This is a genomic window from Oerskovia sp. Root918, from assembly GCF_001428945.1.
Classification (GTDB): domain Bacteria; phylum Actinomycetota; class Actinomycetes; order Actinomycetales; family Cellulomonadaceae; genus Oerskovia; species Oerskovia enterophila.
This window is the reverse complement of sequence record NZ_LMJG01000004.1, coordinates 124,871-149,388: the sequence shown is the minus strand read 5'-3', so window position 1 is coordinate 149,388 and position 24,518 is coordinate 124,871. Positions and strand designations below refer to the sequence as shown.

At 72.2% G+C, this 24,518-nt stretch carries 22 protein-coding genes and 2 tRNA genes; 7 read left to right on the top strand and 17 right to left on the bottom strand.

Features of this window, described 5'->3' with window-relative positions; translation table 11 throughout:
• Positions 1–68 precede the first annotated feature (68 nt).
• Entirely contained in the window at positions 69–1,796 is a 1,728-nt protein-coding gene (locus ASE27_RS06645) for an MFS transporter (protein WP_235534238.1), read from the top strand.
• Here ASE27_RS06645 and ASE27_RS06640 read toward each other — a convergent pair.
• The 7 genes from ASE27_RS06640 to ASE27_RS06610 form a co-directional block, all read right to left on the bottom strand.
• Positions 1,784–2,350: a thioredoxin domain-containing protein gene (locus ASE27_RS06640; protein ID WP_157257416.1), complete on the bottom strand. Its 567-nt coding sequence runs from the start codon at positions 2,348–2,350 to the stop codon at positions 1,784–1,786. The two genes, ASE27_RS06645 and ASE27_RS06640, sit on opposite strands and share 13 nt — an antisense overlap.
• Positions 2,351–2,361: 11 nt before the next feature.
• A complete protein-coding gene (locus ASE27_RS06635) occupies positions 2,362–2,619 on the bottom strand; it encodes an acylphosphatase (protein ID WP_235534239.1) in 258 nt (85 codons plus the stop codon).
• Between the two features lie 177 nt (positions 2,620–2,796).
• A complete protein-coding gene (locus ASE27_RS06630) occupies positions 2,797–3,282 on the bottom strand; it encodes a dsRBD fold-containing protein (protein ID WP_056647791.1) in 486 nt (161 codons plus the stop codon).
• A 114-nt stretch (positions 3,283–3,396) separates the two neighbouring features.
• Positions 3,397–4,128, bottom strand: coding sequence for an amino acid ABC transporter ATP-binding protein (locus ASE27_RS06625; protein WP_056647788.1), 732 nt, complete (start codon positions 4,126–4,128; stop codon positions 3,397–3,399).
• Positions 4,125–5,063 (bottom strand): amino acid ABC transporter permease, encoded by a 939-nt coding sequence (locus ASE27_RS06620; protein ID WP_082608633.1) that lies wholly within the window; start codon positions 5,061–5,063, stop codon positions 4,125–4,127. The genes ASE27_RS06625 and ASE27_RS06620 overlap by 4 nt, the downstream gene beginning before the upstream one ends.
• Position 5,064: 1 nt before the next feature.
• A complete protein-coding gene (locus ASE27_RS06615) occupies positions 5,065–5,919 on the bottom strand; it encodes an ABC transporter substrate-binding protein (RefSeq protein WP_056647785.1) in 855 nt (284 codons plus the stop codon).
• Between the two features lie 158 nt (positions 5,920–6,077).
• Positions 6,078–6,572: a MarR family winged helix-turn-helix transcriptional regulator gene (locus ASE27_RS06610; RefSeq protein ID WP_056647782.1), complete on the bottom strand. Its 495-nt coding sequence runs from the start codon at positions 6,570–6,572 to the stop codon at positions 6,078–6,080.
• 110 nt (positions 6,573–6,682) lie between these two features.
• Between ASE27_RS06610 and ASE27_RS06605 the strand changes: the two genes are divergently transcribed.
• A complete protein-coding gene (locus tag ASE27_RS06605; RefSeq protein WP_056647779.1) occupies positions 6,683–7,306 on the top strand; it encodes an NADPH-dependent F420 reductase in 624 nt (207 codons plus the stop codon).
• A gap of 95 nt (positions 7,307–7,401) precedes the next feature.
• On the opposite strand, the gene ASE27_RS06600 is transcribed toward ASE27_RS06605, so the two are convergent.
• From ASE27_RS06600 to ASE27_RS06585, 4 genes are all read right to left on the bottom strand, one after another.
• Positions 7,402–7,475, bottom strand: a tRNA-Met gene (locus ASE27_RS06600).
• A 395-nt stretch (positions 7,476–7,870) separates the two neighbouring features.
• Positions 7,871–7,944 (bottom strand) — tRNA-Met (locus ASE27_RS06595).
• A gap of 63 nt (positions 7,945–8,007) precedes the next feature.
• Positions 8,008–9,027 carry an aldose 1-epimerase gene (locus ASE27_RS06590; protein WP_056647775.1) on the bottom strand — a complete coding sequence of 340 codons (1,020 nt, stop codon included), beginning with the start codon at positions 9,025–9,027 and terminating at the stop codon, positions 8,008–8,010.
• 228 nt (positions 9,028–9,255) lie between these two features.
• Positions 9,256–12,270 (bottom strand): UPF0182 family protein, encoded by a 3,015-nt coding sequence (locus tag ASE27_RS06585; protein ID WP_056647772.1) that lies wholly within the window; start codon positions 12,268–12,270, stop codon positions 9,256–9,258.
• 229 nt (positions 12,271–12,499) lie between these two features.
• Here ASE27_RS06585 and ASE27_RS06580 point away from each other — a divergent pair, with 229 nt between their 5' ends.
• Positions 12,500–13,129 carry a PPA1309 family protein gene (locus ASE27_RS06580; RefSeq protein ID WP_082608632.1) on the top strand — a complete coding sequence of 210 codons (630 nt, stop codon included), beginning with the start codon at positions 12,500–12,502 and terminating at the stop codon, positions 13,127–13,129.
• 193 nt (positions 13,130–13,322) lie between these two features.
• Here the strand turns inward: ASE27_RS06580 and ASE27_RS06575 are convergent, their stop codons facing one another.
• Complete coding sequence (locus tag ASE27_RS06575; protein WP_235534240.1) at positions 13,323–14,462, bottom strand: PDZ domain-containing protein; 1,140 nt, start codon at positions 14,460–14,462, stop codon at positions 13,323–13,325.
• Between the two features lie 158 nt (positions 14,463–14,620).
• Entirely contained in the window at positions 14,621–15,820 is a 1,200-nt protein-coding gene (locus tag ASE27_RS06570; RefSeq protein ID WP_082608631.1) for a hypothetical protein, read from the bottom strand.
• Between the two features lie 46 nt (positions 15,821–15,866).
• On the opposite strand from ASE27_RS06570, the gene ASE27_RS06565 reads away from it, so the two are divergent.
• Entirely contained in the window at positions 15,867–17,342 is a 1,476-nt protein-coding gene (locus tag ASE27_RS06565; protein WP_056647770.1) for a zinc-dependent metalloprotease, read from the top strand.
• Here ASE27_RS06565 and ASE27_RS06560 read toward each other — a convergent pair.
• Positions 17,339–18,049, bottom strand: a complete 711-nt coding sequence (locus tag ASE27_RS06560; protein WP_082608630.1) for a SprT-like domain-containing protein — start codon at positions 18,047–18,049, stop codon at positions 17,339–17,341. The genes ASE27_RS06565 and ASE27_RS06560 overlap by 4 nt on opposite strands.
• Positions 18,050–18,282: 233 nt before the next feature.
• Here ASE27_RS06560 and ASE27_RS06555 point away from each other — a divergent pair, with 233 nt between their 5' ends.
• Positions 18,283–19,377 carry a ThiF family adenylyltransferase gene (locus ASE27_RS06555; protein ID WP_056647767.1) on the top strand — a complete coding sequence of 365 codons (1,095 nt, stop codon included), beginning with the start codon at positions 18,283–18,285 and terminating at the stop codon, positions 19,375–19,377.
• Here the strand turns inward: ASE27_RS06555 and ASE27_RS06550 are convergent.
• Positions 19,363–19,788, bottom strand: a complete 426-nt coding sequence (locus ASE27_RS06550) for a WhiB family transcriptional regulator (RefSeq protein WP_056647765.1) — start codon at positions 19,786–19,788, stop codon at positions 19,363–19,365. The two genes, ASE27_RS06555 and ASE27_RS06550, sit on opposite strands and share 15 nt — an antisense overlap.
• A 467-nt stretch (positions 19,789–20,255) precedes the next feature.
• Positions 20,256–22,277, bottom strand: a complete 2,022-nt coding sequence (locus ASE27_RS06545; protein WP_056647763.1) for an ATP-dependent DNA helicase UvrD2 — start codon at positions 22,275–22,277, stop codon at positions 20,256–20,258.
• A 123-nt stretch (positions 22,278–22,400) separates the two neighbouring features.
• Here ASE27_RS06545 and ASE27_RS19715 point away from each other — a divergent pair, with 123 nt between their 5' ends.
• Both ASE27_RS19715 and ASE27_RS06535 read left to right on the top strand, forming a co-directional pair.
• Positions 22,401–22,802, top strand: coding sequence for a hypothetical protein (locus ASE27_RS19715; RefSeq protein ID WP_056647760.1), 402 nt, complete (start codon positions 22,401–22,403; stop codon positions 22,800–22,802).
• A 181-nt stretch (positions 22,803–22,983) separates the two neighbouring features.
• Positions 22,984–23,250, top strand: a complete 267-nt coding sequence (locus tag ASE27_RS06535) for a mycoredoxin (protein ID WP_056647758.1) — start codon at positions 22,984–22,986, stop codon at positions 23,248–23,250.
• A 165-nt stretch (positions 23,251–23,415) separates the two neighbouring features.
• Here the strand turns inward: ASE27_RS06535 and ASE27_RS06530 are convergent, their stop codons facing one another.
• Entirely contained in the window at positions 23,416–24,459 is a 1,044-nt protein-coding gene (locus tag ASE27_RS06530) for a DUF2776 family protein (RefSeq protein ID WP_056647755.1), read from the bottom strand.
• Between the last annotated feature and the right edge of the window lie 59 nt (positions 24,460–24,518).

Below are 24,518 nucleotides of genomic sequence, written 5' to 3'. Positions count from 1 at the left end.
TCGGCGGCCCGCTGCCGCGACGCAGACGACAGGGGCGACCATGGGCTCGCGCAGCACCAGAGCAGACCGTGCCACGCACCGCTGAGCGCGCCACGGGCATCGTCCTGCTGACGCTCGCCTCGGGCCAGTTCGTCATGACGCTCGACAGCTCGGTCATGAACGTGTCGATCGCCCAGGTCGCGCACGACGTGGGTACCACCGTGACCGGCATCCAGACCGCGATCACGCTCTACACGCTCGTCATGGCCACGCTCATGATCCCTGGTGGCAAGATCGGCGGGCTGATCGGACGCCGTCGGGCCTTCGTGATCGGCTGCGTGATCTACGCGTGCGGGTCCTTCACGACCGCCCTGGCACCGAACCTCGGCGTCCTGATCTTCGGCTGGTCCTTCCTGGAGGGGATCGGCGCGGCGCTCATCATGCCCGCGATCGTGGCGCTCGTCGCCTCGAACTTCGCCGCCCCCGACCGACCGCGCGCCTACGGTCTCGTGGCCTCGGCGGGCGCCATCGCCGTGGCGGCCGGCCCGCTCATCGGCGGGCTCGTCACGACGTACTGGACGTGGCGCTACGTGTTCGCGGGCGAGGTCGTGATCGTGGCCGTGATCCTGCTGCTCACGCGCAAGATCGCCGACGCCCCGCTCGGCCCGAGGTTCCGGCTCGACCTGGTCGGCGCGGCGCTCTCGGCGATCGGCCTGGGCGTCGCGGTGTTCGGCGTGCTGCGCTCGGGCGAGTGGGGCTGGGTCCAGACGCGACCAGGCGGACCCTCGTGGATCGGGCTGTCCCCGACCATCTGGCTGATCCTCGCGGGGCTGCTGGTCGTGCGGCTGTTCTTCGCGTGGGAGCACCGCGTCGTCGCGGCGGGCAAGGAGCCGCTCGTGCGGCCCGACATGCTGCGCAACGCGCAGCTCAACGGCGGCCTGACGATGTTCTTCTTCCAGTTCCTGCTCCAGGCCGGGCTGTTCTTCACGGTCCCCCTGTACCTGTCGGTCGCACTGGGGATGTCCGCGCTCGACACGGGCATCCGCCTGCTGCCGCTGTCCGTGACGCTCCTGATCGCCGCGGTCGGGATCCCGCGCTTCTTCCCGCGCGCCTCGCCGCGCACGGTCGTCCGCTGGGGCGTCGCCTCGCTGCTCGCGGGGATCGTGAGCCTGCTGGCAGGGCTCGAGGTGGGGGCCGGCGCCGAGGTGGTCACGGTTCCCCTGGCCCTCGCCGGGCTCGGCGTGGGGGCGCTGGCCTCGCAGCTCGGGGCCGTGACGGTCTCGGCCGTGCCCGATGAGCAGAGCGGCGACGTCGGCGGGCTGCAGAACACCCTGACGAACCTGGGGGCCTCGCTCGGCACCGCGCTCGCCGGGTCGGTGCTCATCGCGGGCCTCACGGCCACGTTCCTCCAGGGGGTCGCGGACAACCCGGCGGTCCGCGCCGAGGTCGCCGCGACGGCCCAGGTCGAGCTCGCGGGCGGGGTCCCCTTCATCTCCGACGCCCAGGTCGAGGAGGCGCTCACGGCCGCTGGCCTGCCCGACGACGAGGTCGCCGCGATCACGGCCGAGAACGAGGCCGCGCGCATCACAGGGCTCCGGGCGAGCCTCGCGGTCCTCGCGGTCGTGGCCCTGCTCGCGCTCTTCTTCGCGCGGCTGATCCCGACCCGCCCCGTGGGCGAACCGGCCGCCGGTGGGACCGGGCCGGACGACCCGGCACCTCCCCGTGAGCCCCAGGACCGGGACGAGCCTGCTGCCCCCGACGCCGCGGGGGCGCCGTCACTGCCTGCTCCGGAGGACGGGACCCCTCAGGCGCCCTGACCTGCGGCGGCCAGTGCGGCGGCGACCGCGGCACGCAGGCCGTCCTCGGTCACGCGCCCGCGGTACCTCTCGCCGTCGACGTACACCGTGGGCGTCCCGCGCACCCCGAGCGCGGCCCCGGCCAGGTAGTCACGCTCGACGACGTCGCCGTGCCGCTGCGCCGCGTCGCCGACCACGCTCGCACCGTCGAGCCCGAGCTTCTGCGCCCAGTGCGCGAGGGCCGTGTCGTCGAGCCGGTCCTGGTGCGCGAACAGGAGGTCGTGCATGTCCCAGAACCGGCCCTGCTCCCCGGCCGCCTCGGCCGCGAGCGCCGCAGTGAGCGCGTACGGGTGCACCTCGAAGAGCGGGAAGTGGCGGAAGACCAAGCGCACCTGCCCGCCGGACTCCTCGACGACCGATCGCAGCGCGGGCGCCGCGTCGTGGCAGTAGGGGCACTCGAAGTCGCCGAACTCGACGATCGTCACGGGGGCGTCGGGGTTCCCGAACACGTGGGCGTCGGGCGGGACGAGGTCGGTGGCTCGCGGCGTGGCAGGGCTGCCCGGTGCGGAGGTCATGTGCCCCAGCATCACACCGGCCGCACGTCGACGCCCGTCACCCGGCCCGGCGTCCGGTCGCTGCGCAACCAGGCGACCAGGGCGTCGACCGCGGACACCGCTCCACGGGCCGTGACGAGCACGGTCCCGTCGGGCAGGTTCTGGGCCTCGCACGCGAGGCCCAGCTCGGCCGCCCGGCGTGCGGTGGCCCAGCGGAAGCCGACGCCCTGCACGTGACCGTGCACGACGGCGCGGACCGCTGTGACGGACGCGTCTGCCACTACTGCCACACCCCGAGGATCGTGGTCAGGAGCGAGGCGACGCCCGTGGCGACGAAGCGCGGGCCGGCGCCGGCGCTGCTGTTCATCGCGCCGCCCTCCCGTCATGCCAGGCGCTGCTCACGGCGTACGACCGCCGACCGACGTGGGGTCAGTCGTCACCGGGTCCCGGGCCTGCCGCGCCTCCACTCAGTGGTGCACGTGCGCGGGCACTCCCGTGGAGCCCTCGATCTCCGACTCCGCGAGGCCGAGCAGCCGGTCGGCGAGCGCGCGCAGCGCACGCGCCGCGGCGACGTGGTCGCCGATCGCCTCGATCTCGGAGTCCCCGGGGTCCTTGCGAGCCCTGCCCACGGCGTGGAGCTCGGACGGGACGTCCCCGACCAGGATGGCCTCCGCCGTCGTGCGCCCCTCGCTCTCCACGAGGCTGACCTGGACGTGCCATGACTTCGAGTGCACCGGGACCGTGACCTCGTGCGCGACGGCCCCCTCCACCGGGGCGCGGACCAGGGTGTCCGGCCCCGGGTAGACCAGGGTCCGTTCGCCCGTGTCGGCCCACTCGACCAGGAAGGGCGGCGAACCGTCCTCGTGCTGGACCTCGACGACCATGCCGTCACGCACGGCGCCGCCCACCACCCCCGAGGCCCGGATGATCCTGTCTCCCACCGCTGCCAACATGTCGTGCCTCCTCGCTGAGGAACCTGCTTCCATCATGCGCGCCGCGGGCCGCGCACGAAAGAGCGCGCACCGCCCGGCGGAAGCCACGAACCCCGCAGGGCCGCTGCGACGCCCTCAGCGCAGCCGGCGCAGGAACTCCCGCGTCCGCTCGCGCTGCGGGTCGCCAAGGACCTGCTCGGGCGTGCCGCGCTCGTGCACGCGCCCCTGGTGCAGGAAGCAGACCTCGTCGGCGACCTCGCGCGCGAAGCCCATCTCGTGGGTCGCGACGAGCATCGTCACGCCCTCGGCACGCAGGTCCGCGAGCAGGTCGAGGACCTCGCCGACGAGCTCGGGATCGAGCGCCGAGGTGACCTCGTCGAGCAGCAGGAGCTCGGGCGAGGACACGAGCGCCCGCGCGATCGCGGCCCGCTGCTGCTCTCCCCCGCTGAGCTGGTCGGGGTAGGCCGTCATGCGGTGCGCGAGGCCGACCCGACGCAGCATGGCCTCGGCCGCCGCCTCGGCCTCCGCGCGGCCCCGCTTGTGCACGAGGCGCGGGGCGAGGGTCACGTTGTCCATGACCTTCATGTGCGGGAACAGGTTGTACGACTGGAAGACCAGGCCCATGCGCGCCCGGACGGCGTTCGCGTCGAGGCGTGGGTCCGCCACGTCCTGCCCGTCGAGCAGGATCTCGCCGTCGTCGATCTCCTCCAGGAGGTTCACGACGCGCAGCAGCGTCGACTTGCCCGAGCCCGACGCCCCGACGAGCACGACGCAGCGGTGCTCGTCGACGTCGAGGTCGATCCCGTCGAGCACCAGGCGCTCGCCGTACGTCTTGCGGATCCCGCGCAGGGACAGCAGGTGGCTCATCGGATGGCCCCCGCACCGCTCACGGTCGCGAGCGACCCGCGCCAGCCCTGGCGCGCCGAGTAGACGTCGACCACACGCGTGAGCGGGATCGAGACCAGCAGGAACAGGACGCCCGCCACGACGTAGGGCGTGAAGTTGTAGCTGCCCGAGGCCGCGATCTGCGCGGCCCGGATCGCGTCCACGGCACCCAGGATCGAGATGAGCCCCGAGTCCTTCTGGAGCGAGACGAGGTTGCTCGCGAGCGGGGCGGTCACGTGCCGCACGGCCTGCGGCAGGACGACCCTGCGGGTCGTCTGGGCGCGCGTGAGGCCGAGCGAGCGCGCGGCCGAGACCTGCGACGGGTGCACCGACTCGATCCCGGCCCGGAACACCTCGGCCAGGTACGCGGTGTACGTGAGGATGATCGCGAGCGCACCGAGGAACGCCCCCGACGTCGGCAGCCACTCGAGCCGAAGCGCCGGCAGGCCGAACCCGACGAGCAGCAGGACCAGCAGCAGCGGCACGCCGCGGAACACGTCGACGTACGCGACCGCGAACGCGCGCAGCGGGAACAGGGCCGGGATGCGGCTCGTGCGGATCACGGCGAGCGTCATGCCGAGCACCATCCCGACGACCGACGCCACGACCCACACCCGCAGGTTGAGCCACAGTCCCTCGGCGATCGCGGGGAGCGAGTCCCAGGCGCTCTGCGGGGAGAAGAACGCGTCGCGCGTGCGCTCCCACCCGGGGGCCGTGGTCACCACGACGTACAGGACCGCGACGACGACCACGGTCGAGAGGACGGACACCCACGCGGCCCGACGGCGGCGCGCACGCCGGTAGGACTCCCTCGCCCGGGCGAGGGGCGACGGGGTCCAGCCCGCGCTCGCGGGGCGAGCGCCGTCGTCGGGCACGGGGCCGTCCTGTGGCGCGGCGCCCGACGCGCCCTCGCTCATCTCAGCCCAGCTCGGGGATGTCGTCCGACTTGAGCCAGGTCGTGCGCAGCTCGGCGAGCGTGCCGTCGGCCTCGAGCGCGTCGACCGCGGCAGAGACGCACTCGGTGAGCGTCGAGTTGAGGTCGAGGACCAGGCCGTACTGCTCGACCGTGCCCTGGTCCGGCAGCGTGCCGACGACCACGGAGTCGGGGAAGTACTCGGTCGAGGCCGCGACGCCCTGGTCGACGTCCATGATCATGACGTCGATCGTGCCCGACTGCAGCGCCGTCATGCCGTCACCCGCACCGTTGAACGGGACGAGGTTCGCGTCGTCGCCGAACGCAGCCTTGGCGAGCGTGAGGCTCGTCTGGGCGGCCGTGACGCCGATGCGCAGGTCCTTGAGCTCGTCGAGCGTCGTGGCCGAGGCGTACGGGCCGGCCTCCTGCACGATCACGCCCTGACGCGTCGTGAGGTAGGGGCTCGAGAAGTCGACGGCCTTGCGGCGCTCGTCCGAGATGGACGTCTGCCAGGCCGCGAAGTCGAACTCCTTGATGCTGGGGCTGACGATCTGCTCGAACGTCACGAGCTCCCACTCGACGTCGTCCTCGGCGTACCCGAGCCGGTCGGCGACCTCGTAGACGAGCGCGGACTCGAAGCCCTCGCCGCTGTCGTGCTCACCGATGTACCAGGGCGAGTAGGCCTCGCCCGCGGCGACGGTCAGCTTGCCGTCGGTGTGCGTGGGCAGGGCGCCCGGCTCGCACGTGGGGGTCGCTGCGCCGGACGGACCGGCGTCGGTCGACGAGTCGGACGAGCAGCCCGCGAGGAGCAGGGCGGTCGAGACGGCTGCGACGGGCAGCACGGCGTTCAGGCGGCGCATGAGGACCTTCCGGGGTCAGGAGGGTGACGAGGCGGTACCGGGCCGCCGCGGGTGACGCGTGCTGCCGGGACTCGCCGGAGGTCGACTCTACGCCGGTCCCACGCGGTGAGACATAGGCGGGACGTCCGGTGAGACGGTGGGGCGCATCACACCGCGCGTCAGTCCTCCGGGAGGTGGAGCGCGTCGAGCCGCCCCTCGGTGTCGAGGGACTCGAGGATCGCCCGGGCGATCCCGTCGAGCTGCTCGACCTGCTCCGGGGTGAGGCGGTCGATGATGTGCTCGCGCACCGTGCCGACATGGCCGGGTGCGGTCGCGACGACCTTGGCCCACCCTGCGTCGGTCAGGACCGCGAGCGTGGCCCGGCGGTCCTCGGGGCAGGGCGTGCGCTCCACGTAGCCGCGCCCCTCGAGCCGCTTCACGACGTGCGACAAGCGCGGAAGGGTCGCGTTGGTCTTGAGCGCGAGGTCCGTCATGCGCAGCGTGCGGTCCTGGGCCTCGGAGAGCATCGCGAGCACGAGGTACTCGAAGTGGGTCAGGTGCGCGTCGCGCTGGAGCTGGGCGTCGAGCACGCCCGGGAGGAGCTCGGAGACGGCCTGGAGGCGCATCCAGGTCCGCAGCTCGCGGGGGGAGAGCCATTGCACGTCGTCGGTCATGGACCCAGTCTACCGAAGATGGTTGACACGACAACTAAGCAGGTCTACGTTAGTTGTATCGACAACCAATCACGCCGGCTCGGGCCGACGTCGCAGCCCCGGAGGACTTCATGACCAGCATCACGATCATCGGCGCAGGGAACATCGCAGCAGGCGTGGCGCGCATCGGCCTCGACGCCGGCGCACAGGTCCAGGTCCTGGCGCGCGACGCCGAGAAGGCCGCGGCACTCGGCTCGGGCGACTCGTTCACCTCGGGCGTCGTGGGTGACGAGATCACGGGCGACCTCGTGGTCCTCGCGCTCCCCTACCCCGCCGTGCCCGAGGTCCTCGCGCAGTACGCCGGCCGCCTCGACGGCAAGGTCCTCGTCGACCCGACCAACCCCGTCGACTTCGCCACGTTCGACTCGCTCGTCGTGCCCGCCGACTCCTCGGCCGCCGCAGAGATCGCCGCGCTCGCCCCGACCGCCAAGGTCCTCAAGGCGTTCAACACCAACTTCGCCTCGACCCTCGCGAGCGGGCAGGTGGCCGACCAGACCGCCACGGTCCTCGTCGCGGGCGACGACAACGACGCCAAGAGCACGCTCGTCGAGCTGGTCCGTGCAGGTGGGCTCAAGGGCGTCGACGCCGGCTCGCTCAAGCGCGCTCGTGAGCTCGAGGCCCTCGGCTTCGTCCAGATGACGCTCGCGGGCTCGGGTGCGACCCAGTGGACCACGGGTTTCACGCTCGCCGACTGACGTGTCGCGATCGGTTGTCAGAGCTGGCAACTCATCCGGGGCACACGCCGCCATCCAGGACCGTGCAACCCGGGAAATGACGGGGCCTTCCTTTGTAGCGGGGGCAGGATTTGAACCTGCGACCTCTGGGTTATGAGCCCAGCGAGCTACCGAGCTGCTCCACCCCGCGTCGGTAAACACCACTCTACGCGACCTTCGGCCTGCACTCCTACCTGATTCCCTGTCGGCCACGTCACACCTCGGACGATGTGACCCCTGACAGGCGGACGACGAACGGCCACTGGGCCACCATCCGGCAACGGGCCGGGCAGCGAGGCCACGGCGGCGCGCACCCGTTCGTGAGCCGCACCGCGACCAGCCCGATCAGTTGTCAGAGCCGGCCCGGGGTCGAGCCCGGCCCAGTTCTGACAACTGATCCGGGCACGCAGCGCGACGCAAGGACTCCGCAGGAGCCTCGCCGAGCCGATCAGGGTGAAGCACGTCGCCGAGCCGACCAGAGAGAAGAGCGCCTCACGGGCGCGTCATACCCCACACATGACGAAGGCCCGGTGGGGCCTTCCTTTGTAGCGGGGGCAGGATTTGAACCTGCGACCTCTGGGTTATGAGCCCAGCGAGCTACCGAGCTGCTCCACCCCGCGTCGGTAAACACAACCTTACGGGAGATGGGCCGAGGCGCCAAATCGGGCACCCCGGCCTCCCGTTCACCCCTCGCGCGGCGCGATCACCCGGGTCCCGAAGCGGAACTCGCGCCCCTCCCCCGGCTCGAGCCGGACCTGCTGCGAGCAGTCGGGGCGGTTGAAGGCGTTCGTCAGGCTCTCGACGGGTTCGAGCGCGATCGACGTCCGCGCCCGGGCGCCCAGCCCGTCGCCCGTGTAGACGTGCATGTTGCCGCGCTCCTGCCACACCTCGACCCCCGCGCCGGTCGCCGGATCGAGAACACGCGTGCGGACCCGGCCGTCCGTGTCGGGCACCAGGTCGGTGAACGCGGTGTCGAGCGCGGTCCCGGCGAGCCCCAGCGGCCCGACGACGTCACGCACCTCCCGGGCCGCCTCGCCGTCGAGCGGGATGAGGCGCGCATCCGTCGCGACGGTCGCCCGCGCCGGCACGTGCAGCTCCAGGGCGTCGATCGTGGCGTGGCCCGGGATGCGGAAGTACGGGTGCCAACCAGCCGTGACCGGCGCCGCGACCTGCCCTACGTTGCGGTAGGACCAGGTCACGTCGAGGGCCCGCTCGGTCAGCTCGAAGCGGATCCTCGTCTCGAGGTCGAACGGATAGCCTGCGACGTCGGTCGACCGGACGCACGTCGCGAGCGTCACCGAGACCGCACCGTTGGCGGGACCGTCGACGTCGGCGTCGGGGACGACGTCCCAGTCCTGGAGCCGGACGAAGCCGTGCAGGGTGCCCACCTCGCCCGGCGCGGGCGGGACGTGGTGCGTGGCGCCGTCGAACGTGTAGGTCCCCGCGGCGATACGGTTGGCGAACGGGAACATGAGCCCGGAGCGCGTCGCCTCCTGCGCGAGCAGCTCGGACTCAGCCTCGTACCCGTCGAGGAGGTCGCGCACTTCGCGCTCGCCCCACGGCGCGCGCCAGGCCAGCGCGGTCGCGCCGCGGAGGGCGATGACGAGCTCCGCGCCGCTCGGATGGATGAGCGCGACCGTCGGCAGTGCGCCGAGCGCCCCCTCGACGATGTAAGCGTTGCTGCAAACGGTTGCACTGGTCATGAGGCCCAATGCTTGCCTGCCGTACCAGAAATGACAAACCGTGCCGTCTGGTCGCGCGTGTCGGTCACCCTCAACGTCCGAGCCTGTCACCCTCGACCGGGGAGGCGGCTCCCCCAGACACGACGGAGCGCCGCCCCCGACCCTCTCGGATCAGGAGCGACGCTCCGTCGTCGTGCAGCTCACCTCGACGGGTGGCCGCCGCTCGGGCACCCCGTGCGGGGCGTCGTGTCACGGTGTCGCGGTGTCCCCCAGCTGCTGCTCTGCGGCGATCGCCGACTCGAGCGCGGTCTGCAGGCGTTCCTGCGACTCGCCGTACGCCGCGAAGTCACCCTCGGCGAGGGCGGCCTGACCGTCCTTGATCGCCTGGCTGGCGGCCTGGAGCGCCTGGTCGAGCTGGGCGCGCGCCTCGGGGTTCTCGGTGCCGGTGTCCGGCGTGGTGCCCGTGCCGGGATCGGTGCCCTCGGCCGGCGGGGTGGTCTCCCCGTCCGTCGGGATCTCCGGCAGGACCTCGCCCCCGGCATCACCCGCGTCCGCACCGGACTCGCCCCCGAAGACCTGGTTGAGGGCTTCGTCGAGCGTGTCCGCGAACCCGACCTGGTCACCGAAGTTGACCAGCACCTTGCGCAGCAGCGGGAACTTGGTGCCTTCGGACGCCTGGACGTACACGGGCTGCACGTAGAGCAGCCCGCCGCCCACGGGAAGCGTGAGCAGGTTGCCGTGGATGACCGTCGAGTTGCCGCGGCTGAGGATGTTCAGCTCGTTGGAGACCGTGGGGTCCGAGTCGAACGTGTTCTGCACCTGGCCCGGTCCGGGGACCGTGGCGTTGCGCGGCAGCTCGAGCAGCCTGAGCTTCCCGTAGCTCTCCGACTTCACGCCGGCCGTGCTCCCGGCCTCGGCGTCGACCGCGAGGAAGCCCGTGAGGATCTCTCGGTCGGAGTTGCCGCCCGGGATGAACGTCGTCATGAGCGAGAACGCCGGCGCCTCCTGACCGGGCATCTGGAGCGTCAGGTAGTACGGCGGCTGGAACGGCTTGGTGCCGGCCCCGCGCACCGTGGGGTCTCGCGGCACGTTCCAGAAGTCCTGGCCCGAGAAGAACTCGCGTGCGTCGTCGACGTGGTAGCTCGTGAGCAGCGAGCGCTGGACCTTGAACATGTCCTCGGGGTAGCGCAGGTGGCTCATGAGGTCGCCGCTGATCTCGGAGATCGGCTGGAGCGAGGTCGGGAACACGTTGTTCCACGCCTTGAGGACGGGGTCCTCGGTGTCCCACGCGTACAGGTCCACGGAGCCGTCGTACGCGTCGACGGTGGCCTTGACCGAGTTGCGGATGTAGTTGACCTGCTGCGGCGCGAGGGCCGCGACCGACTGCGAGTTGACCGTCAGGGTGTCCTGCGTCGCCTCGTCGAGGGGCTGCGACGCCGAGTACGGGTAGCTGTTCGTCGTGGTGTAGCCGTCGACGATCCACTTCACGCGCCCGTCGACGACGGCCGGGTAGACCTTGCCGTCGAGCGTCAGATACGGGGCGACCTTGGCGACGCGGTCGCGCGGCGACCGGTCGTACACGATCTGCGAGTCGGTCGTGACACGGTCGGAGAACAGGATCTGCTCGGAGCCGAACTTGAGGGCGTAGAGCAGCTTGGTGCCGAACGAGCCCACGCTGGGGCCCGCCACGGCACCGTCCTCGGCGCCGAACGTGTTGTTGACCTGGCCACCGGCCTCGTCGTCCGGGTAGTCGAACTCCCAGGGCTGGGTGCCCTCGGGGGCTCCGACGATCGAGTACTGGGTCGAGTCCGGGCTGAAGTAGATGCGCGGCTCGTACTCGGGCAGCGACCCCACCGAGGGGATGTCCCCCTCGTAGAAGGCCGGCTGCCCGCCCGGGCCGATCTGGTTGCCGTACGCCGCGACGACGCCGTAGCCGTGCGTGTACACGGTGTGGTCGTTGACCCAGTTGCGCTGGCTCGCACCCAGACCGGCGAGGTTGAGCTCGCGGACCGCGATCACGGTGTCACGGCTCTCGCCGTCGATCATGTACCGGTCGACCGAGAGGGTCTCCTGGAAGTTGTAGTACTGCTTGTTCTGCTGGAGCTGGCGGAACGTCGGGCTGACGATCTGCGGGTCGAGCAGTCGGATCGACGCGGTCGTGTCGGCGTCCGCGCGCAGGGCGCCCGCCTCGGCCTGGGTCTTCGCGTCGTAGTTCGCTGCCTCGACGTCGTCGAGCCCGAACGCGGTCTTGGTCGCGTCGATGTTGCGCTGGATGTACTCGGCCTCGAACTCCTGGGCGTTCGGCGCGACCTGGAAGCGCTGGACGACGGCCGGATAGATGCCGCCGATCGCGATCGCGGAGACCACCATGAGGCCGACCCCGATCGCGGGCAGGCGCCAGTTCCCACGGATCGCCGTGAGCACGAACAGCAGCGCCACGAGGATCGCGACACCGGTCAGGATCGCCTTCGAGGGGATCACGGCGTTGACGTCGGCGTACGAGGCGCCGTCGAACTTGTCACCCGTCGAGGTCAGCAGCGAGTAGCGGTCGAGCCAGTAGTTCGCACCGATGAGGAGCATGAGGACCGCAGCCGTCACGGAGAGCTGCACGCGCGCGGCCTTGGTGGTGCGGGGCCCGTTGCCGGCCCCCGCGCCGATCCGCAGCCCGCCGTACAGGTAGTGCGTCGCGAGCGCCCCGATGCCCGCGATGATGACCGCGGCCATGAGGAACCCGACCACGAACCGCAGCACGGGCAGCGTGAACACGAAGAACGAGATGTCCATCCCGTACTGCGGGTCGTCGGTGCCGAAGGGCACCGAGTTCATCGCCAGCAGGACCGTGCTCCACTGCGAGGACGCCGCCGCTCCGGCGAAGAACCCGATGATGGCGGGCCCCGCGACGGTCACGACCTTGCGCAGCGGCTCGACGGCCTCGCGGTACTGGTCGAGCGTCGCCTGCTCGGGCGTCGAGGGCGCGTAGATGGGGCGTGACCGGTAGGCGAGCGACAGGGACAGGAAGACGAGCCCTCCCATCACCAGGAAGCCGCCGACGAACAGCGCCGCACGGGTCCCCCACTCGGTCCACAGGACGTCCTGGAAGCCGAGCTGGGTGAACCAGAGGACCTCGGTCCAGAACTGGGCGAGCAGGAACAGCAGGAGGACGAGGGCGGCCACGACTGCGACGGCAATGCCGAGCGGGCTACGTCGTCGTTTGGAGCCGGCCTCGCGCCCTGCGGGGCGTCGTGGCGCTGCGGCGAATGACACGGTGGGCTTACCTCTTTGCGTTCGGTCGAGCGTCAGGTCGTCGGGCGTCTGCACCGGTCCCCGTCGATCGCGTCGACCGCCCGCATCCACAGGTGGTCCACAGCCCTGACAGGGTCCGGCCACAGGCCGTCCATTCCGTCAACGGCCCGCAGCGGTTCCAGGTTCCCACAGGACCCGGGACCGGACCCGCCGACTGCGCCGACGTCGTCGGGCCTGACATGCTGGTGCCATGCCCGACACGACCTCCCCGGCCCCCGACCAGCCCGCCGACCCCACCGCACCCGTCCCCACGGGCGTGCCCGACGACGCCCCCGCGCCGATCGTCCCCCTCGCCCAGCTCGCGCTCGCCGACGCCGTGCGCGACGTCGAGGCGCACGTCGCGGCCGACGGCTGGGACTCTCCCCCGCGCGTGTTCGCGCTCGTGCGCACGGCCGATGCGATCGCCGCCAACCCGGGCCTGGCCGACCAGCTCCCGCCCGAGGTCGTGACCGCGGCGCGGGGCATCCCCGACCACCTGGTCTCGGTCGAGCAGGAGGGCCTGCCGGACGCCGAGACGCTCGAGGAGCTGCTCGGCACGCTGTCGTGGCCGTCGACGGTCGACGGCGCGGCGATCGTCGCCGAGCGCGTCATCCTGCCGCCCTCGGCCGAGGAGGGCCTGCCGACCGACCCCGCGGCCGCGCTCGCCTACCTGTCCTCGCACCCGGACCGCCAGGACGTGCGCCTCGCGGTCGGCGTGCTGCGCGACGGCACCCCGTGGTGCGCGGTGCGCACCCGGGCCAACGACGACGGGAACGACGTGGCGTTCGGGCCGGACCTGGTCCCCGGGCTCATCGAGGCGCTGCGCGCCACGTTCGAGTAGCCGCCTGGCTCGTCGAGCTGCTGCGCGCCACCCCCGCACGGAGCACTCCCCGGACGCTCCGCCGATCGCCGACCTCTCCGGTGGTGCAGATCCGTCCGTCGCCGCGCCGTCCGACGGCTNGCCGGACGACCATGGTCGTCCGGCCCCGCCGTCGATTCCGCAGCCGTTCGGTGCGGCCGTCAGTGCGCCGCGGTCACGAGGTGCACGTCGGCAGGCTCTCGCCCTCGCCCGCGCCGATCGCGACCATCGCGTCGCGCGCGTCCTCGAGGGTCGCGATCTTGACGACGTTCAGCCCCTCGGGCACGTTCCCGACGACCTCGTCGCAGTTCGACTCGGGGGCCAGGAACCAGGTCGCGCCGTCGCGCTCGGCGCCGTACAGCTTCTGCTGGATCCCGCCGATGGGCCCGACGTTCCCCTCGACGCTCATGGTCCCGGTGCCCGCGATGACGTTGCCGTCGGCCTCGTCCTCGGGCGTGAGCTGGTCGATGATCCCGAGCGCGAACATGGTGCCCGCCGAGGGGCCACCGATGTCGTCGATCTGGATCTTCACGTCGATCGGCAGCTCGAAGTCGGGGTCGATGAAGACTCCGAGGATCGCCTTGCCGTCGGCCTCCTGGGTCGTGATCGTGAGGTCGACGGCCTCGCCGCCACGGTCGACACCCAGCACCACGTCCTCGCCCGGGGTCACGGTCGCGAGCTCGTCGATGAGGTCCTGGTAGGTCACGACGTCCTTGCCGTTGGCCGACGTGATGACGTCCCCCTCCTCGACGACGCCGGCCGCGCCCGTGTCCTTCGCCGCACCCTGGATCGTGAGGGTCGCGGGCACCTCGTAGCCGAGCTCGGTGAGCGCGGCCACGGTCGCGGTCTCCTGCGACGACAGCATCTCGGCCTGGCTCTCCTCGGCCGTCTGCTCCTGGGTCACGTTGCGCGGGAACGTCTCCTCGACGGGGCGCACGGACCGCGAACGCTGGGCCCAGCCCTCGATCACCTGGAAGAGGTTCGCGGGGTACCCGGGACCGCCGGCGACCGACACGGTGGTCAGCAACAGCTCGCCCGTGGAGTCGAACGTCTCGGCGCCCTCGATCTGGATGAGCTCGCGGTCGTTCTGCTCGCCGAGCGTGTCCTGCGTGGGACCGGGCGAGCGCACCACGTAGGGCGCGGGCATGACCGCGAGGCCCGCGACCAGCAGGGTCGTGGCCAGCAACGAGATCCCGAGCGTGAGCGAGCGGCGCGTCACGGGAGGAGGCGTGTAGTCGTCCTCGGGCGGCGGTCCGAACGGGTCGGGACCGGGCGCGGGCTCGTGCGGGTCTCGGGGGGCGAGCGGTTCTGTCACGTCGCTATCATCCCCGAGAATCCTGAAGGTTCGCTGGCGGCAGGCCGGGAGGTTCCTGCCAGCGCCCGACGACGTCGCGCACGCCGCGAGCCCCCCTCACCTCGCGCGGGGCACCCGACTCGAGCCGCACCCGGGGCGAGGTCACCGCCCGAGGCGGCTCACCGCCGTCGGGCCTGCCGCCAGATCGCGGCCGTCCCCAGGAGCGCGACCGCCGCTCCCGCGGCCCCTAGCGCCGCGGCGTCCCGGCCCCCCACGCGGCGGCCACCCACCGCGATCCGGCCCCGGACGCCGTCCATGAGGACGTCGACGCACTCGGCGCTCGACCACGCAGGAGCCCAGCCGGCCTCGTGCAGTCCGTGCGCGGAGACGGTCCACGGGTGCACCACGAACGCCATGTCGCTCGCGGGCGACGGAAGCACGCCCACGCGGTGCAGACGTTCGGCCGCACCGAACGCGGTCGCCGCGGGCAGGCTCACGGTCGCGAGCCCCGTGCGCTCGACCAGCTCGGCGGGCGTGACGACGTCGGGCTCGCCGTGCTCGTCGAGCGCCCCGACCGTGAACGCCCCGGACCGTCCCTCGGCGGCGACGAGGCGGACCGCCGCGGCGAGGTCGTCGGTGTGCACGAGCTGCCAGGGGCGTTCGCTGCCCTTGACCACGAGCAGGCGAGGGGCCTCGAAGTGACGCGTGAGGATGGTGTCGACCTCGGGTCCGACGACGACCGCGGGACGCAGGACCGCGAGCAGCACGGGCTCGTCGACGAGGTCCAGCTCGTCGGCCAGCGCCTCCTCGAACGCGACGAGGTCCGCGACGAAGCCCGCGGCGTCGGGCGAGACGGGCTCGGCGTCCTCGACGACGGGCCGGTCGGCGCTCGCGCCGTGCACCATCGCGGACGTGACGGCCACGACCTGGCGCACGCCGTGCGCAGCGGCCGCCCGGGCGACGCGACGCGCTTGCTCGACGAGGAACGCGCGGCGGGTCTCGCCCTTGAGCGCCCTGATCCCGAACTCTCCCGCGGGGGCGACCACGACCACGGTCCGCGCGCCCTCGACCCACGGCGCGGCCAGATCGTTGGACTCGGCCGGCGCCCGCTCGGGGCCGCGCCCGCCGAGGGCCTCCCGTACGAGTGCCGCGACGCGCCCCTCGCCCACGACCACGGTCGCGTCGTCGGCGCCCGGCCGCTCGTCCTGGCCGTCCGACCCGGCGTCCGTCGCCGGTTCGTCCCCCTGCCCGACGGCGCCGCTCGCCCGGCCGTCGTCGTCCCCGGGCGCGCTCGACGCGCCGGGCGTCCCGGCCTCCGACGCGCTGCGCCGTGAGCGAACCGAGCCCTCCGACATGCCTCGCGCCCCCTTGCTGGTCACAGATTGTGGTTACGGTGATTCCTGACGCTATCCCGAGGAGACCCCGATGAGCAGCCAACCGCCCGACGAGTTCACCTCCGGCGCGGGCGACCAGCCCGACGCGCAGTGGGAAGAGCTCCTGCGTTCCATGTTCGGCGCGGACGCCGACGAGGCCCTGCGCGAGCTGCGCGCACGCGGCCTCGACCCGGCGGCGCTCGCCGCCGGCAGCGGACTGAGCAACGATCCTGCCGCGATGAAGCACGTGCTCGCCCAGGTGCAGCGGCTCCTCGCGAGTTCGGGCAACGGCCCGGTCAACACCGACGTCGCGCACGACATCGCCCGCCAGGTGGCCGTCGCGGAGGGCGATCCCTCGCTCACGCCGGCCCAGGTGCGGTCGGCGACCGAGGCCCTGTCGGTCGCCGAGCTGTGGCTCGACGCCGTGACGGACCTCCCTCCCGCGGGGGGCAAGCGGTACGCGTGGAGCCGGTCGGAGTGGGTCGAGAAGACGCTCCCCGCATGGAACGCGCTCGCTGCCCCGGTCGCGTCCTCGGTCGCCGACGCGCTGTCCACGGTCCTGCGCGACCAGCTCCCGGGTGGCGGCGACGGGCCGGACGCGCTCTCGTTCGGCATCCCCGGGCTGCCTGCGGGCGCGCTCGGTGCGGACTTCGACCCCGCGCAGATGATGCGCCGGCTCGGTTCCGCGGTCTTCGGCATGCAGATCGGACAGGCGACGGGGACCATGTCGCGCGAGGTCTTCGGCGTGACGGACATCGGGCTGCCGCTGCTCCCCGAGCCCGCCACCGCCCTGCTCCCCACGAACGTCGCGGCTTTCGCCGAGGGGCTCGACGCCCCCCTCGAGGAGGTCCGCCTCTTCCTCGCGCTGCGCGAGGCCGCGCACGCACGCCTCTTCACGCACGTGAGCTGGCTCCGCGGGCACCTGCTCGGGCTGGTCGAGGCCTACGCACGGGGGATCACGATCGACCTCGACGCGCTCGAGTCCCAGCTCTCCGACATCGACGTGACCGACACGAGCGCTCTCCAGAGCGCGCTGTCGGGCGGGGTGTTCGGGCTCCAGAACACCCCCGAGCAGGAGGCCACGCTGCTGCGCCTCGAGACGGCCCTGGCGCTGGTCGAGGGCTGGGTCGACGAGGTCAGCGCACAGGCTGCGCTCCCCCACCTGCCTCACGCCGTGCCGCTGCGCGAGATGCTGCGCCGTCGGCGGGCCGCGGGCGGCCCGGCCGAGCAGATCTTCTCGACGCTCGTGGGGCTCGAGCTGCGGCCCCGTCGGTCGCGCGACGCCGCGACCCTGTGGGCGCTCATCGCGGTCCAGGGCGGCGCCGACGCCCGCGATGCGGTGTGGGACCACCCGGACCTGCTGCCCAGCCCGCTCGACCTCGACGACCCGTCCGGCTACCAGTCGCGGCGCGCCGAGGTCCAGGCCGAGCAGACCGACCTGGACAAGGCCCTCGCGGACATCTTCAACGAGGCCGACGGCTCGACGGGCGACACCGAGGCCGAGCCCGACGGCTCCCCGCGCACCTAGCGCGCGGACTCCCTCGCGGGGGCCCGCGCGCCTCGTCCGGCCGGCACGGCGTGCCGGTCGGGCGTCGCGCGCGGGGTGGGCTCCGGTGCGGCGTCGTCCTGCGGGAGCGGGGGGTGCGCCTCGATCTCGACGTGCGGCGGGGCCACCTTGTCCTCGTCGGGCGACTCGGGGGTGCCGCCGTCGCGCGTGAACGAGACCCCCTCGAGGAAGCCCTTGGCTCGCTCCGTCCGGGGGTAGGACTCGAGCAGCGCCCAGAACCCGGGGCCGTGGCCCGCGTGCAGCAGGTGCGCGAGCTCGTGCAGCAGCACGTAGTCCAGGACCCACTCGGGCATGCCCTGGACACGCGTGGAGATCCGGATGCTGCCGTCGATCAGCGTGCACGAGCCCCAGCGTCTGCCCTGGTTGCTGGACCAGCGCACGCTCGTGGGGTGCGCCCGCCCGTCGAGGTACTTGGCCGAGAGCTCCGTGGCGCGCGCGACGAGCTCGGCGTCGGACGGCCTGCGCCGTCGTTCCTTGTCCGCGAGCCGGTCCAGCATCCGCTGCACCCACTCGCGTTCCTGGGCTCGCGTGAACCGCGCGGGGATCGACACGATGGTGCGTTCCCCGTCGCGGTAGGCGCTGACCGTGCTCTTGCGACGACGGCTCCGGCGCACCTCGACGTACGTCTCGGCACCACCCTGGGTACCTCGCTCGGCTTCGTAGGCCACGGCACAGACCGTAGTGGTTCATCGTGACATATGCCATAGACCACGCCGACGATTCTGCGACACGTGTGCGAGAAACCGTCGAGAAACGGTCAAGCGTTGGCTGCGAGCCGCGGGTGTGACGACCTCCGCCCACGCGGCTGTGGACAACCTCCACGAGCTGCCTGTCGCTGGCAGTGTGGACGACGCAGGCCCCGACGGAGCATCCCCGGGAGCCCTCAGCCGAGGAGACGCCCATGGTCGACGCACCCCTGTTCCCCGTCCGGCTGCGGCCGGGGACGATCGTGCTGCGCCGCGGCCCGGGCGAGCTGCAGTACGGCACCGACGACCGGTGGAGCGTGCTCCTGAGCGGCCTGAGCGAGGACGAGGAGACCTGGCTCCTCGACCACGGCCGCTCGGCCCGCCCGCTCCTGCACGCCCCGGCCGAGGTCCGCGCCATACCGCTCGAGCGGCAGCGCGTGATCCTGCGCCACCTGCGCGAGGCGCTCCTCGTCGTCGGGCGGACGGACGACGTGCGCGAGGACGTGGCCGCCCCCGCGCGCGGCGCGGCCGACGCGGCGACGCTCTCGCTCCTGCGTCCCGACGCGGCGGGGCACGCGACGCTGTCCCGACGAGCGAGCACGAGCGTCGCGATCGAGGGCCTGGGGAGGTTGGGGGTCGGGACGGCGGTCGTCCTCGCCACAGCAGGAGTGGGAACCCTCCTGCTCGACGACGTCGCACCAGTCCAGGCGACCGACGTCGGGCTCGGCGGCTACCGTCCGCGGGACGTAGGGCTGCCGCGCCGCGAGGCCGCCGCGCGGCTCCTCACGGACCTTGCGCCGCAGGTGCAGGCCCGGGCGGTCGACGCCGCGCGGTGGGTCTCGCCCCACGGGCGGCGGCCGGACGTGGTCGTGGTGGTCGAGCGTCGCGTGCTGCGCCCCGACAGGTACGGGCGGCTCACGGGCGACGGGACCCCGCACCTACCGGTCGTGGTACGAGAGGCCGATGTGGTGGTCGGACCGTTCGTCCGACCGGGGCGGACGCCGTGCGTCCGGTGCGTCGAGGGGCATCGTGCCGACCTCGACCCGCAGTGGCCGCAGCTCGCGGACCAGCTCCGGGATCCTCAGCGCGAGGTCCTCGACGTCGAGGAGACCACGCTGGCAGCAGTCGGCTCGGCGATCGCCGCGAGCCAGGTGCTCGTGCACCTCGACGGGCTGACGCCCCGCGCAGCCACGGCCTGCATCGAGATCGCTGTTCCCGATGCGGTGCCGAGGCTGCGCGAGGTGGTGAACCACCCGCGGTGCGGGTGCTCGAGCCTGACGGGTGCGGCGGCCATGTCAGGCCGCCGATGACGCCGAGACGGACTCGGCTGCCTCGCGGGCAGCCGCCTCCTCGGCCTGACGGGCGAGGACCTCGGCCTTGCTCGGCCGTCCACGCCCACGCTTGCGGGCGACGACGGCCCCGTCGACGAAGACCTCGCCGCCCCAGACGCCCCACGGCTCCTGGCGCTCGAGGGCGCCGGCCAGGCAGCCCGCGACGAGCGGGCACGACTGGCACAGGGCCTTGGCCTGCTCGACCTGGGTCGACTGCTCGGCGAACCAGAGCTCGGGGTCGTTCGTCCGGCACGGCAGAAGGCCGGCGAGGAGCCGGTCGAACTCGGCCGCGTCGGACGAACCGAGGGGGGTGGAGAGGGGCTGATGGGGAGTCCAGGGGCCGGATCCGCCCTGGGTAGTGATGTTGTCGAGCAGCGCGGTGAGCCGCACGATGTCCTCCAGTGATGTCCTGTTTGCGTGTGAACTTCTTTGTCACAGGACCCGCAGATGGTCGTCACGTCCGGGATGGTGGACGGCTGACCGGGAAGACGATCGCATTCGGAGAAACACGAAGGCCGCGGGTCCAGGTGGACTCCGCGGCCTGAGAAGGGTGCTGCCGGTGACTAGACCGGCGACGTCCTCAGTGCGGAGTCGGGCGCGGGGCGGATGACGAGGGATCCGCCGCGTCGTGCGCGGTTGGTCGGATCGGCCGACACATGTGTCGGGTTCGTCGTCAGGATCTGGTTCACCATGCTCACCCACCTCCAATCTCCGTCGAGCGCTCGCCTCTCGGCGCGCGCCTCTCCTACAAGGACTCCTGAACCATATGCCGCCCTCGGAAGGGGGCACAACTTATTTAATGAGATTCTTCTCGACGAGTTTTCCGGGTGGCTCCGCGGGGGCCGCCCGACCCCAGGTCAGGACCCGGATCGCGCCACGATGTCCAGCAGGGTCTCGCCGTACTTCTCGATCTTGGCCGGGCCGATCCCGTTGATCTTCGCGAGGTCCGGCACCGAGGAGGGTCGGGTCTCGGCGATCGCCGCGAGCGTGGTGTCCACGAGGATCGTGAACGCCGGCTTGTCCGTCTCCTGCGCGACCGACAGCCGCCACTCGCGCAGCTGCTCGAACAGCGCGCGGTCGTACTCGCCCGTGAGCTGCACCTTGTTCTGGTTGGCGCGGCTTCGTCGAGGTGCGCGGGACTGCTCGTCGTCGGGCCACAGACCGTCGAGGAACCGCGTGCGTCGTCGTGTGGCCCGCCCACCAGGGTTGCGGGACCGGCCGAACGAGACCTGCAGGTGCTCGCGGGCACGTGTGATGCCCACGTAGAGCAGGCGTCGTTCCTCGGCCACGGCCTCGTCCGTCTCCGCGAGCGAGATGGGCATGAGCCCCTCGCTCATGCCGGCGAGGAACACCGCGTCCCACTCGAGCCCCTTGGCCGCGTGCAGCGAGGCGAGCGTGACGCCCTCGACCGTGGGGGCGTGCTGGGCCGAGGCACGCTCGTCGAGCTCCGCGACGAACGACGCCACCGTGGGGGGCGCGTCCTCGGGAGCGACGCGCGCGACGTCGTCGGCCAGGGCCACCAGGGCCTGCATGGACTCCCAGCGCTCGCGGGCAGCCCCTCGCGCGGACGGCGGCTCGGAGGCCCACCCGGCCGACATGAGCACGTCACGGACCGTCTCCGGCATGGGGACCGCCGGGTCCGCAGAACGGGCGGCGCCGCGCAGCAGCACGATCGCGTCACGCACCTCCTTGCGCTGGAAGAAGCGCTCGCCCCCACGGACCAGGTACGCGATGCCCGCGTCCGCGAGCGCCTGCTCGAACCCTTCCGACTGGGCGTTGGTGCGGTAGAGGATCGCGATCTCGCTCGCGCGCGTCCCCGCTGCCAGGAGACGCCCGATCTGCGCGGCGACGCCCTTGGCCTCGGCCTCGTCGTCGTCGTAGGCCACGTACGCGACGGGTGGGCCCGACGGCCGCTGGGCGATGAGCTCGAGGGCCTGGTGCGCTCCCCCGCGGCGCCCCGCGCGCGCCAGGAGCTGGTTCGCGAGCGTCACGACCTGAGGCGTGGACCGGTAGTCCCGGACGAGCTTGACGACCTGGGCCCCCGGGTACCTGGTGGGGAAGGTGAGGAGGTGGTGGGGCGTGGCGCCCGTGAACGAGTAGATGGTCTGCGACGGGTCGCCCACGACGCACAGCTCCTTGCGTCCCCCGAGCCACTGGTCGAGGACGAACTGCTGGAGCGGGGAGACGTCCTGGTACTCGTCGACCACGAAGTGGCGGTACTGGCGCCGGACCTCGTCCGCCATGGCGCCCTGCGACGAGAGCATGTCTCCGAGCATGAGCAGGACGTCCTCGAAGTCGATGACCGAGCGCTCGGTCTTGACCTCCTCGTACGAGGCGATGAGACGAGCCACGGTCTGGTGGTCGTACCCCGCGGGCGCCGGGCGGTCGATCGCGGCGCACGCCTTCACGTAGTCGTCCGCCGTGACGAGCGAGACCTTGGCCCACTCGACCTCCGACGACAGGTCGCGGACCGCGATCCGGTCCACGCCGAGGCCCAGCCTGCGGGCGGACTCGCCGACCACGGCCGCCTTGTACTCGAGGATGCGGGGTGGGGCACCGCCCACGACCTTGGGCCAGAAGTAGCTGAGCTGGCGCAGCGCGGCAGCGTGGAACGTCCGGGCCTGGACGCCGGTGGCCCCGAGCTCGCGCAGACGCGTGCGCATCTCGCCCGCGGCACGCGCCGTGAACGTCACGGCGAGCACGCTCGTGGGCGTGTACACGCCCGTCCGCACGCCGTAGGCGATGCGGTGCGTGATGGCTCGCGTCTTTCCCGTGCCCGCACCCGCGAGCACGCAGACGGGCCCGTGCAGCGCGAGGGCGACATCACGCTGGTCGGGGTCGAGGGCTTCGAGGATCTGGTCCGCTGACTCGTTCGGCATCACGTCGATTCTCTCAGCCGCCGCCCACACCGGACGCCACTCTCCACAGGGTGGGGTCGTCGTCGGGCGCGGCGGGGAACGAGCGACCGGGGTGAGCCGTGCCTGCGCTGCCACAATCGACCGATGCGCATCTTCCGCCTTCCCCAGCACACGATCGACCGGTTCGGCAGCTCGGGCGTCGACATGACGCTCCTCCCGTTCGTCGAGCACTCCGAGCGGACGCACGTGAACGTCGCCCGCCTCGGTGCGGGTGGGACGTTGGGTGAGCATCCCGCCACGGCGCCGCAGGTCTTCGCGCTCGTCGCGGGCGAGGCCGTCGTGTCCTCGGGCACCGGCGCCGAGCAGGTGAGGCTCGCCCTGCGGAGCGGTGAGGCGGTCGTCTGGGAGCGGGGCGAGGTCCATCAGACCTGGGCGACCACGGACGTCGTCGCGGTCGTGATCGAGGCCGGGGTCACGGGCGGAGACGCCGCGCTCGGCCTGGCGGCCCCGTTCGAGGAGGTCACGGACCTCGCCGAGCGACGCTGACGGCGGCACGGCCGCGCGCCGACGCTCCCCCGTCCGGCACACGCAGCGAGGACTCCCGTCGCGTGGCGGGGAACAACCGCACCCCCGCGGACGTTGCCCACGACGGCAGCACCCGGGTCCAGCACCCGGCGTGATTGTCGGCCCGCGCGCACGCCCGGGCCCCGCGAACGAAGGAGCACCGATGGCCACGGCCCCGACCACCCCCGACGCCGGATCGATCGTCATGTACTCGACGAGCTGGTGCGGCTACTGCCGTCGCCTGAAGACCCAGCTCGACTCCGCGGGCATCGGGTACACCGAGGTCAACATCGAGGAGCACCCCGAGAGCGCGGCCTACGTCGAGCAGGTCAACGGTGGCAACCAGACCGTGCCGACCGTCGTCTTCCCGGACGGCACCGCGGCGACCAACCCGTCGCTCGCCCAGGTCAAGGAGCGCCTCGCGGTCTGACCTCCCCGCTCCCGGACGAGGTGCTGTCGCGCACCACGCGGCACGTCGTCGTCGCAGAAGGCCCCGGACCGGAGTCCGGGGCCTTCTGCCGTGCTCGGATAGTGCTCGCGCAGCCCTCGGTCGCGGTCGCGCGCACGCGCATCCCGCACGTGCCCGGCTGACCGGCTACTTCGAGGTCCCCGCCTCGAGGATCGACACGATCGAGAAGAGCGTGAAGCAGACCGCACCGAGCCCGACCAGGACGTGCGCGCCGACGAAGAAGCCCGGCTCGGTCATGGTCGCCTCGAAGAGGAACGCCGCGAAGAACAGGCACGCGAGCGCCGTGGCCACGGGGATGATGGGGATCCGGTTGGCGAGCGCGAAGACCTGGCGCCACACGAGCGCGAGCAGAAGCACCTTGGACAGGATGCTGAAGCAGATGAGCCCCAGGCCGATCAGCACGGTGCCGGGGGCCAGGCGCGACGGGTCGTCCGAGCTGAAGAGCACCACGAGGCCCAGGGCGACGTTGATGGTTCCCATCGCGACGACCCACCACGTCCAGCGGTAGCGCTCGGCGTCGCCGAACTCGTTGCGGACCTGGCGCACGATGCTCGCGACGAGCGCGACGAGAGCGGAACAGACGAGCGACAGGCCGACCATGACGTTGCCCGCGACCAGGGCCGCATTGCCGCCGCGCGCGTAGAGCGTCACCGCGACGATGAGACCGACCACCGCGAACAGAGCGGGGATCGCGATCAGCACGGTTCCCGCCCCGCGTGAGTAGGCGCCGTCCGGTGCACCGCCTCCGACGGGAAGGGCCGCGCTCTTCTGGATGAGCACGAACTTGGTCGACGCCGTGGCCACGGTGCTCACGCACCCCGCGATGAAACCGATGCCGAGCATCACGTGCCCGGCCACGATGAACTGCGGCTCGTCGCCCCGACCGATGATCGTGATGCCCCAGATCATGGTCGCGATGGCCACCGCGTATCCGAGCACGGGCAGGACGATCTCCCAGACCCTGCCGTACCGGTGGACGAGCTGGCGGATGATCGTCGCGGCGGTCGTGAACAGCGCGATGCAGATCGCGGTCAGCGCCACGTTGACGTGACCTGCGACGAAGTGGTTCGCGTCGTCACCGCCCGACAGGACGTAGAGCCCGAACGCGAGGCACACCGCCCCCATCGCCAACGGGATCGCACGGAAGAGAACGCTGATCGACGGGTTCATGCTCACTCCTCAGGGTGGACGAGCCGGTGCGTCCACCGTAGGCAGGGCATCGAGGATTG